The sequence below is a fragment of the Dolichospermum sp. UHCC 0260 genome, from assembly GCF_009711985.1.
Lineage (GTDB): Bacteria > Cyanobacteriota > Cyanobacteriia > Cyanobacteriales > Nostocaceae > Dolichospermum > Dolichospermum lemmermannii.
Genome location: NZ_VIKZ01000024.1, coordinates 17,702 through 27,893 on the forward strand (window position 1 = coordinate 17,702; position 10,192 = coordinate 27,893).

The 10,192-nt window shown below is 39.9% G+C and carries 8 protein-coding genes; 5 read left to right on the plus strand and 3 right to left on the minus strand.

The genetic code is table 11. The annotated features are described in order from the left end of the window. Positions 1 to 270 precede the first annotated feature (270 nt). On the plus strand, positions 271 to 687 hold the full coding sequence (locus tag FJR08_RS11210) for a DUF1824 family protein (RefSeq protein ID WP_168633254.1): 417 nt from the start codon (positions 271 to 273) through the stop codon (positions 685 to 687). A 70-nt stretch (positions 688 to 757) separates the two neighbouring features. Then, positions 758 to 2,665, plus strand: a complete 1,908-nt coding sequence (locus tag FJR08_RS11215) for an ABC-F family ATP-binding cassette domain-containing protein (RefSeq protein WP_168633207.1) — start codon at positions 758 to 760, stop codon at positions 2,663 to 2,665. A 444-nt stretch (positions 2,666 to 3,109) separates the two neighbouring features. Here the strand turns inward: FJR08_RS11215 and FJR08_RS11220 are convergent, their stop codons facing one another. Together FJR08_RS11220 and FJR08_RS11225 are read right to left on the minus strand one after the other, a co-directional pair. Next, positions 3,110 to 4,756 (minus strand): lipoxygenase family protein, encoded by a 1,647-nt coding sequence (locus FJR08_RS11220; protein ID WP_168633208.1) that lies wholly within the window; start codon positions 4,754 to 4,756, stop codon positions 3,110 to 3,112. Positions 4,757 to 4,777: 21 nt separating this feature from the next. Then, positions 4,778 to 6,112 carry a cytochrome 450 gene (locus tag FJR08_RS11225; RefSeq protein ID WP_168633209.1) on the minus strand — a complete coding sequence of 445 codons (1,335 nt, stop codon included), beginning with the start codon at positions 6,110 to 6,112 and terminating at the stop codon, positions 4,778 to 4,780. Positions 6,113 to 6,338: 226 nt separating this feature from the next. On the opposite strand from FJR08_RS11225, the gene FJR08_RS11230 reads away from it, so the two are divergent. Next, positions 6,339 to 7,052: an ATP-dependent Zn protease gene (locus FJR08_RS11230; RefSeq protein ID WP_148762348.1), complete on the plus strand. Its 714-nt coding sequence runs from the start codon at positions 6,339 to 6,341 to the stop codon at positions 7,050 to 7,052. Between the two features lie 115 nt (positions 7,053 to 7,167). Here the strand turns inward: FJR08_RS11230 and nagA are convergent, their stop codons facing one another. After that, positions 7,168 to 8,319: an N-acetylglucosamine-6-phosphate deacetylase gene (gene nagA, locus FJR08_RS11235; protein WP_015083578.1), complete on the minus strand. Its 1,152-nt coding sequence runs from the start codon at positions 8,317 to 8,319 to the stop codon at positions 7,168 to 7,170. A gap of 158 nt (positions 8,320 to 8,477) precedes the next feature. Between nagA and purE the strand changes: the two genes are divergently transcribed. Continuing rightward, the gene (gene purE, locus FJR08_RS11240; RefSeq protein WP_168633210.1) at positions 8,478 to 9,056 is read left to right on the plus strand and encodes a 5-(carboxyamino)imidazole ribonucleotide mutase; all 579 of its coding nucleotides are present in this window, start codon (positions 8,478 to 8,480) and stop codon (positions 9,054 to 9,056) included. 86 nt (positions 9,057 to 9,142) lie between these two features. Then, positions 9,143 to 10,192 (plus strand): type 2 isopentenyl-diphosphate Delta-isomerase (fni, locus tag FJR08_RS11245; protein ID WP_168633211.1); only part of this gene is annotated, 1,050 nt, incomplete at its 3' end.

A 10,192-nucleotide genomic window follows, 5' to 3' on the forward strand; every position in this document is an offset into this window, starting at 1 on the left:
TAATTTGGCAAACTTCACTTTTGGGAATTATATTAGAAAATATTGTCGCTAAAATAATTATTCCCCGCAGCAAACAGCAGGGTATAATAACCGTATCAATAAACCAGATGTGCTAATTTTCAGTGAAGACTACCAAAACAGCAAATATTCCTCGTAAAACTTAGGGAATATGCCATATCAATCTTGATTTTGTGCAAAAATGCCAGTAATGTTGAGCAAATCTCCCTCCCAAAACCAGAACCAGACGTAAAAACTAGACAAATCAATATTATGTCTACTCCCAATCATCAGCAACTCTCACTCCCAGAAGCCAAGAAAATACTCAACAAATTTAACTGTCTGGATATTGCCCCCATTCTTAAACCGTCCGAAAAAGTTTCCACTCGTGAGGCATTAATTTTTCTCACCAGTCTTACTGATTATCAAATCTTAGGTATTTGTGCTGATACAGCCGCAGAGGGAATTTTAGCCATGAAAACCTATTCTCGCGCTTTGGGTTATCAAGCACCAATTGATTTACCACAACCAGAAGGCCCAGTTTACATCAAGTTAAATGGCAAAAATGGCTTGTGTTATCTCGATTCCTATGCTGGGCATCATCGGGGAGTGTTAGTATCTTGCCAGTCTTATCAAGAGGGAGGAGTTAACGAGATGTATGGACATTTACCCCTCGATTTATTTGTCTAGAATTTCGTTTACAATCATCTTTGAGGTGGGCAATGCCCACCTCATTCTTAATCACTAATTACCGCATAATATGAGCATTGTTACCTTACAATCAGTTAAGAAAGATTTTGGAATTAAAGAACTTTTAAAAGATGCTAATTTCAGCCTTGATACTAATGATAAAGTTGGTTTAATCGGCACTAATGGTTCTGGTAAATCAACTTTATTAAAAATGATTGCTAGACTAGAATCAATTGATAGTGGGCAAATTTTAGTGAATTCTGGGGCAAAAATTGTTTACTTGCCTCAACAGCCCGATATGGACGAAAATCACACTGTTTTAGAACAGGTATTCGCTGATAGTGGTGAACAAATGAACCTCGTCAAAGAGTATGAAGAATTATCTGATAAATTGGCACATTATCCCGATGATAGTCAGTTAATGTCTCGTCTTTCTACTGTGATGGAGCGCATGGATGCAACTGGTGCATGGGAAGTAGAAACTAACGCCAAAATCATTTTAACAAAGTTAGGAATTGTTGATTTTGATGTGAAAGTTGGCACATTATCAGGGGGATATCGCAAACGAATTGCTTTAGCAGCAGCCTTGATATCAGAACCTGATTTATTGTTAATGGATGAACCAACAAACCATCTTGATGCTTTATCGGTAGAATGGTTACAAAGTTATTTAAATCGCTATCGCGGCGCACTTTTATTAATTACTCATGATCGTTATTTTTTAGATAAAGTTACTAATAGAATTATCGAAATTGATCGAGGTGATATTTACAATTACACAGGTAATTATTCCTATTATTTAGAAAAGAAAGCTTTAGCTGAAGAATCTGCTGTTAGCACTCAGCGGAAACATCAAGGTCTTTTACGCCGCGAATTAGAATGGTTAAAGAAAGGCCCAAAAGCTAGAAGTACCAAACAAAAAGCCAGAATTGAACGCGCTCATGCTTTGCGAGATACTGAGTTTAAAGAAATTAATGGTAAGGTTGATATTTCTACCGTTGGTAGGCGGATTGGTAAGAAGGTTATTGAACTCAAAGATGTTAGTAAAGGCTACAATGGTAGAACTCTAATTAAAGATTTTACATATCAATTTAGTCCAGAAGATCGGATTGGCATTATTGGTGGTAATGGTGCAGGAAAATCTACTTTAATGGATATTATGACTGCCAAAATTAAACCAGATTCCGGTAGTGTGGAAATTGGGACTACAATTCATATTGGTTATTTTAACCAACATTCAGAAGAATTGTTGACGGCTGTAGATGATAATCAACGAGTGATTGATTACATTAAGGAAGAAGGGGAATTTATTCAAATATCCGACGGGACGAAAATCACTGCTTCCCAAATGTTAGAGAGATTTTTGTTTCCAGGAAATCAACAATATGCACCCATTAATAAACTTTCTGGTGGAGAAAAACGCCGTTTATTTTTATTACGTATTCTCATTAGTGCGCCCAATGTGTTGATTTTGGATGAACCGACTAATGATTTAGATGTGCAAACATTAGCGGTATTAGAAGACTATTTAGAAGATTTTAATGGTTGTGTGATTGTAGTTTCTCATGATCGTTACTTTTTAGATCGGACAGTAGACAGAATTTTTGCCTTAGAAGAAGGTGGAGGTTTACGTCAATATCCGGGTAATTATTCCATCTATTTAGATTATAAAAAAGCTGAAGAAGCAGAAAAACAAGAACCGTCAAAAACTGTAATTGTAGAATCAAAGGTTGTATCTCCAGTTGCAGAGACTAAAAAAGCCCGGAGGTTATCCAATTGGGAAAGACGGGAATTTGAGGAATTAGAACAGAAAATTGCCAAGTTAGAAACAGAAAAAACAGCAGCAGAAAAGAAATTAACAACTGTGGCTGGAAATTATAGCCAAGTGCAAAAGCTATATGAAGAGGTGGAAACTCTGAAGAAAAATATTGATTTGTCCACAGAACGCTGGTTGGAATTAGCGGAAATGGATTCTTAAGTTGCAATTAAATTAATCGTCTTGTTGAAATCTTCAAATATACGTAGGGTGGGTTAGCAAAAGCGTAACCCACCCTACATTTTTTCTCGTTCCCAGTCTCCGACTGGGAATGCTACTTAGAGGCTCTGCCTCCATGACTTAGTATCAATGAAGGCAGAGCCTTCCGTAATTCATTCCCATACAGAGTATGGGAACGAGAAACTATCATATCATTTGTTTATACAGCGGTTTCCGCTCTTATGAGGTACAAAGTTGAATCATGAAACTCTTGTAGTGCGGGCATACTATGGCTAACGCCACGCTGCGCTATCGACAAGCTCAGTACAAGTCTTGCCCGCTAGATATGTACCTCATAACACCGGGAAGTGCTGTAGTGAATGATGAGGAATAAAATACCCCATTTTAATATTATTAAAAAAGGGGTTTTGTCTATTCTGCAATTAGTTAAATACTAATACTGTTGAGAATAAGTCTGGGTTGGAGATATTCGTAATTTACTAAACGTCCCTTATTATTCAATTCAATTTTTCTCTGTACCACATTCAATTCTTGCTGAAATTTATTCACAACTTGGTCAGCATTTGGATCTGCAAATTCTTCCTCTTCATAATATCCCAGTCTGTCATAACGATAGTCTGAAAGTATGTACACAGTTGATAATTGGGTATTTGTGGGCTTGGCTGGTGGTAGAAAATCTATGAGGGCTTGACGGTCTTTAATATCACCCTTTTGTTGAATTTCTTGATAAGCAGCTAGGGGCATATTAGGAATAAAACCCATGTATTCATATTGGGAGAAATTAACCGCCGAATGCTGAGGACCACAAATATATATGATAGTAGTAACAATCTCAACTAATTGTTCTAAGGTATCAATGCGATCGCTCATACCCTTAACCCTACCACCATCCTGAGCCACTAATTCCCGCGCCCAAGCTTGTAGTTCTCCGTCTGCTTTCAAGTCTGCTGGACTCTTATAATAAAGCTGCAAATAGTTAAATACAAACTTATTAATCGCATTCCATAACAAAATTCCATCATCCCGATAAGGATAATGTGGCAAGTTTTTCACATCATCTACACCGCGATTTTTGAGTTCCCTGGGTAGAGCAAACTGGTCTAGACTCCAACTTTTATAGGCATCTACCACAATTTGCAATGATTCTTGCAGAGTTCCTGCTAATAATTCATCCACAAAACCGCCCCTACTAACCAGACGCTTGCGAGCTAAATCATTATTAGCCAACATAAACCGGAAATGGGGTTTGAGTAATATTCTCAGAGGATGATTTTCAGCCAGTTGACGAGGGGTGACAACAGCAAAGGGTTCCATTACCAGGTGAGTCCGGCATAAATGGCTGTTCATTTCATGATGATTAGCATCAGCAATTTGCACACAGGACTTAGCATAAAACCAGCTTAAAGGGTCATCAAAAGGAGTTAGCAAGGGGCTGACTTTACCTGCCTTGGGATTGATTTGAATGGCTACAGGGACTAATTGGCCTCGATCTTGAAAGCCCGAACTGCGCCAACAGAAAAAGGCCAGAGGTGCTGGTAGGTACTTTTTTCCTTTGGCATAAGTGCCACCTTGAATGAACGCCAAGGATCTATAATCAGCGACATATAGATTTCCTGTGGCCAATCTTTCGATTAAATTAATAGAATTGCCAAACTTATCCTGTAATTCTTCAATGGTAAAGGCAAAGTTAGCTGGCATTTGCTTAATTTGACGTAAAACCATCGGATTCACCCCACAAAGCCGTTGTTCTGCGAAGGAATCATCGGTTTCATAGGTTTTCATCACATTAGGTTTTTGCAAAACTGGGAAAAAGTCCTCATAATCTTGCAATTGATCTAAAGGATCCCACATAGCATGAGTTTTAACAGCCATCATATTTAGAGGAAGTTCTGCTGCCTCTAATGTCCGTTCAGCAATATACTTAGTAGAAAAATTCTCTGCGGGAGGTACGCTTTTGATCATTGCCATAGGCGGCAAAAAATCATACATGAATTGATACTCTTTGCGGCCTTTCTCTAGAGAAGATTGGCGTTGTGCGGGCTTCGGGTCATTTTGAGGTAGAAATGGCTGCATAATATTTATTTATGATATGGACTAGGATATTTGGCTTAAGTAAGAGCGACGAGCTTTACCCACGCTAATAATAACATTGGTCAGCATTTCTAATGCTAAGTCTTTCCCCGGACAAATGCGGCCAGCATGACGGGAACCAACGGAATTAAAACCCATGTGAAAAGGGCAAAGATTTTCTCTGTCTGCATTAAATTCATAAGCAGTTTTTCCCCAAAAATCTTCACTTAACATCCCCAAAAGCATAGGAATTAAAATTTTAGTTCCTTTCGGAAAAGTTCGCGCTTTACCCGCCAATGTAATCGTAAATGGTTCTGTCGCTACTCGGTGAGTGGCACTTACAGGCATAAACAGACGGGCGCATTCTAACAGAAAAAGTTGAATACTAGGACGATCATTAAGATCGAGCCTGTCCCAATAATTCTTAACATCAATTTTATCAGTTTGACGACCTTGGTAAGCAGGAAGGGGTTGATAACCCAATGCTGTTTTTCCCAAGTGTAGCGGCCCTTGCAACCCGGCAATACTCATTAAAGACACCATCAGTTTTGCAAGTTCTCGCCGCGTCATTTTATGATATTTAGGATCGTTCTCTTGAAAATTAGCTAAGGCTGGAGAATTTTCGTAAATCGTCGCTACTTGCTCTACCAATTCAGGAACTTGACGAAATCCCCATATATTTAACTTTTCTAAACTACTGCTGCCAGCAAAATAATATAATGTTCCCCTTTTTGTATAGTGGAAGGTTGTAATAATTCTTATCGTTGCTTGATCATCAGGATTAATGCCAAAAATAACGTAGTGAAGATACCGGACTAAAAAGCCCATCCAATCCCGTTGATCATTATTGAAAAATTCTTCTAAAGTATTATTGGTAATTCTATCTACATAATCAGCCGCTAACTTATTGAACAACCGTTGTGCTACTTGATCATTTTGACGCATTACCATCCCTTCATTAAAGAAGTAATTATCAACACACTTACGGAAAGCATGATGATTTTCCCCTCCGGCGGCTGCGTCTGAGAGAGTAATTAAAAGAACATTGCGACCTCCTTGATCAACTCCCGGACCATGACTAGAACTAAGCATGGAAGTTCCCAGTCTCCAGTCACGGGCTTGGGGTGAGGTTAGGGCGGTTTCTAGGGTTTTAAAGTCTCCTAAAACTACTTCCCCTGCACAACAAAAGGCATCCCCCAGCACTTGCCTTTTCCTATCTAGGTAAGGTGGATTATTGGCAATTGTTCCCTCTACAAAACTGATTATAGGTAGAAAGGTACGGCTGACTAGGTTTTGAGGGTTCTCTATTGCCCAAGCCTGAAAGTGATTGAGGGCTTTGTCTAATAATGTTGGTTGCATAAAGGCTATTTTTCTTTTGAAGGATAGTTAAATCTACTCGAAAATCCAGTTTTTATCAATATTTTTTAATTTTTGATATTTATAGCGTTTCCCATTTTAGATGGTTTTACGGAATATGGTACAAATTTATTATAGCAATATTCAAGATGTTCAGATCCCCGACTTCTTTAAGAAGTCGGGGATCTATGTTCTATGATATTTAAACAACCTCTTTAAAAAACTTCCCATGAGCCAAACTGCCATAAATCTCGTTGCTATATTCGTCTTTCTCATGACTTTTTCCAGCCTGTTAGGACCATTAATACATCTTTCCCCAACGATACCAGCTTTAGCTACTGTGACATTTTTAGGAATTGCAACTTTAGATAATTTCAGCTTTCAGGGAAAGGGAGGAACGATAGTATTAGATTTAATGGCGCGATTTTCTCCAGAATATAAAGAACGCATTTTACATCATGAAGCAGGTCATTTTCTCGTGGCTTACCTGTTAGGAATTCCGGTGACTAGCTACACTCTCAGCGCGTGGGAAGCTTGGAAAAAAGGACAACCAGGACAAGGGGGAATAACTTTAGAAGATAGCGAGTTAACAGCGCAAATAGAAACAGGTCAAATTACTGCTCAAATGTTAGACCGTTATTGTACTATTTGGATGGCGGGAATTGCGGCGGAAACTTTGGTTTTTAAGTCGGCTGAAGGTGGCAATGATGATAAAATTAAGTTAAATGAATTTCTGCAAGTTATCGGGTTTTCGGCAGCAGGTTATCAGCAAAAACAACGGTTTCATCTTCTTCAATCTAAAAATCTGATTCAGGAAAATTGGGATAGTTATCAAGCTTTGGTGACAGCAATGAGAAAAAGAGCTTCGATTGTCGAGTGTTTAGAAATAATTACCTCACACAAAGGCACTCCAGACGGGGAGAAAATGAGCGGTTATCACTAGAAATCTTTGACACTGAATCGGACGCACCTTCAAGGGTTTTCGGCATTCTCCTTATAATTGTTGCGTCCTGAAAATCCTCAAATCCTATAAATTCTGGTATGTTCACGCCCGAATATCAGGCTGTTAACCGTTTCCAAGACAGTTCTTTGCCAATTTGATCCCAGTTCCAGCGTAATAAATGAGCGGACTGATTAGCGGCAAATGTTGGTAAATTAATAGCTTGTCTAGGTGCGTCCGTAGCGAGGCTAATGGCGGTTTCTACGTCACAAATTCCCCATTTGACCAGATTTTGCACTCCCACTAATAATGGTAGGGTTGTTCCCGTTAATGTCCCATCTTGTAATCTGGCTGTACCGTTGATAATTTCTATTTGTCGGGTATCCCAAGGATAGATGCCGTCGGGTAATCCTAATGGTGCAAGGGCATCACTGACAATGAATAACCTTTCACTGGCACGCAGAAGAATTTTTAAGATCATCGGGGCAACGTGCTGACCATCGGCAATAAAAGCACAAAACACATCAGGATTGTTCATTGCTGCGCCTAATAGCCCTGGTTCGCGGTGGTGTAGGGGTGGCATGGCGTTGAAGGCATGAGTTATCATTGTAGCACCTTGAGTAAAGGCTTGTTGGGCTTCCGCTGCGGTGGCTTGAGAATGTCCTAAGCTGACGGTGATTCCCAAAGAACGCAAATATGGGATGACTTTCCCGGTGGTGTCTAATTCTGGTGCGAGGGTGATGAGTTTGACGATATGGGCATAATCTCCTAATACACGTTTAATTTGATCTATGGTGAGACGCAGAAGATACTCGGCTGGATGTGCGCCGCGTTTGTAGTAGTTTAAAAATGGTCCTTCGAGGTGGACTCCGAGAATTTCTGCGGAGGTTGGAGAATTGGGGGTATAATTGGCGAGAATGGCAAGCGATCGCTGAATATTTTCGATAGAGGTGGTCACTAAGGTTGGTAAATAACCGTCAACTCCTGCTTCCCAAAGAAATGAAGAGATTTTTGGCAGCATAGAGGAATTTTCTACTGTTAATTCTGGAAAGGCCAAACCCAGTCCACCATTAATTTGTAAGTCCACACCACCTAAAGAAATCCAGTCTCCAGCCACATCTAAAACTTGTAAGTCTTGTCGTACAACTTTTTCCCATGCTGTATTCATAGACATAATTTGCTCAATTATGCCTGCTTGGTTAACTAAGATTCTTTGTAAATCTTGATAACCGGGGACTTTTGCGTTGATAATATCTACATTTGCCAGCATGGTATTTTTGTCAGTTGTTCGTTGTCAGTTGTCAGTTGTCAGTTGTCATTGGGAAGAAATATTCCCCTACTTCCCCTACTTCCCCTACTTCCCCTACTTCCCCTACTTCCCCCACTTCCTCTACTTCCCCAGTCCCCAATCCCCAATCCCTAAATTATATGAGTCTCGAAGTTGGTATTATCATGGGTAGTGATTCCGATTTGCCTACAATGAAGGATGCGATCGCTATTTGCGAAGAATTTGGTATTGTAGTTGAAGTTGCCATTGTCTCTGCCCATCGTACCCCAGAACGAATGTTTGAATATGCTAAAACTGCACATCAACGCGGTATCAAGGTAATTATTGCTGGTGCAGGTGGTGCGGCACATCTTCCTGGTATGGTAGCATCTTTAACTCCTTTACCTGTTATTGGTGTTCCCGTCGCTACTCGAAATTTACAAGGTGTGGATTCTTTATATTCTATAGTGCAAATGCCAGCAGGAATACCTGTTGCCACTGTCGCTATTGGGAATTCTAAAAATGCTGGACTTTTAGCTGTACAAATTCTTGCTACTCACCAACCAGAATTACTCGAAAAAGTGCAAGTTTATCGCCAAAGTCTTTGTAATATGGTCATGGAAAAGCAAGCTACACTAGATCAGCTTGGATATGAAAAATATTTGAAGAGTCAGGAGTCAGGAGTCAGGAGTCAGGAGTCAGAAGCAGAAAGAAGGCAAAAGGAGAATATCAACGCTTGAGTATATACACAAACTTTTACTCCCCGTGTTTGAAGCGGCAGGGCTTAATGCAAAATATAAATATTCACATAACTCCATATTAAGCCGTGAACCCTCCTATTAACACCTCAGCCCAAACCCAAAATCGCAAAGCAGATCATATCCGCATCTGTTTAGAAGATAATGTCCAATCTCCAGTAATTACCACTGGGTTAGAAAAATATCGCTTTACCCATACTTGTTTACCAGAAATTGATGGTAAAGATATTGATGTGAGTACGACATTTTTGGGAAAACATCTCCATGCACCTTTGTTAATTTCCTCCATGACGGGAGGTACAGAACCAGCGGGAATTATTAACCGTCGTCTGGCCGAAGTTGCCCAAGAATACAAATTAGCAATGGGTGTAGGATCTGTAAGAGTGGCAGTGGAAAAACCCCAAGTTGCAAATACCTTTGCTGTTCGTAAATATGCGCCGGATATTCTCCTCTTTGCTAATTTAGGCGCGGTACAGCTTAATTATGATTATGGTATTGATGAATGTTTGCGAATTATTGATCTGGTGGAAGCCGATGCTTTGATTTTACATATTAACCCTTTGCAGGAATTCATTCAACCCAGGGGTGATACTAACTTTCATGGATTACTTGACAAAATATCTAACTTGTGCAACAACTTACCAGTTCCCGTAATTGCCAAAGAAGTAGGTAATGGAATTTCTGCAACTATGGCAGAAAAATTGATAGCTGTGGGAGTGCAAGCTATTGATGTGGCTGGTGCTGGTGGTACGTCTTGGGCAATGGTTGAAAGTGAACGGGCAGAAACTGTCTTACAGCGGCGTTTGGGGCAAACATTTGGGGACTGGGGGATACCCACAGCCGATTGTATTGCCAGTATTCGGGAGCATGATCCCGATGTTCCCTTAATTGCATCTGGGGGCTTACGCAATGGTTTAGATGTGGCTAAAGCGATCGCTTTAGGGGCTGATATTGCTGGTTTAGCAATGCCCTTTCTCAAAGCAGCAGCAGTATCGGAAGCGGCTGTAGTAGAATTGACAGAGGTATTAATTGCCGAAATCACCACCGTCTTATTTTGCACTGCTAACACCAATCTGTATAAATTAAAGCAATCTCAAAATTTACAGTTAATAATTGAC

Coding starts and splice junctions, on each gene's coding strand:
- FJR08_RS11210 (WP_168633254.1), top strand. CDS start 271: ATGTCTACTCCCAATCATCAGCAACTCTCACTCCCAGAAGCCAAGAAA.
- FJR08_RS11215 (WP_168633207.1), top strand. CDS start 758: ATGAGCATTGTTACCTTACAATCAGTTAAGAAAGATTTTGGAATTAAA.
- FJR08_RS11220 (WP_168633208.1), bottom strand. CDS start 4,756: ATGCAGCCATTTCTACCTCAAAATGACCCGAAGCCCGCACAACGCCAA.
- FJR08_RS11225 (WP_168633209.1), bottom strand. CDS start 6,112: ATGCAACCAACATTATTAGACAAAGCCCTCAATCACTTTCAGGCTTGG.
- FJR08_RS11230 (WP_148762348.1), top strand. CDS start 6,339: ATGAGCCAAACTGCCATAAATCTCGTTGCTATATTCGTCTTTCTCATG.
- nagA (WP_015083578.1), bottom strand. CDS start 8,319: ATGCTGGCAAATGTAGATATTATCAACGCAAAAGTCCCCGGTTATCAA.
- purE (WP_168633210.1), top strand. CDS start 8,478: ATGAGTCTCGAAGTTGGTATTATCATGGGTAGTGATTCCGATTTGCCT.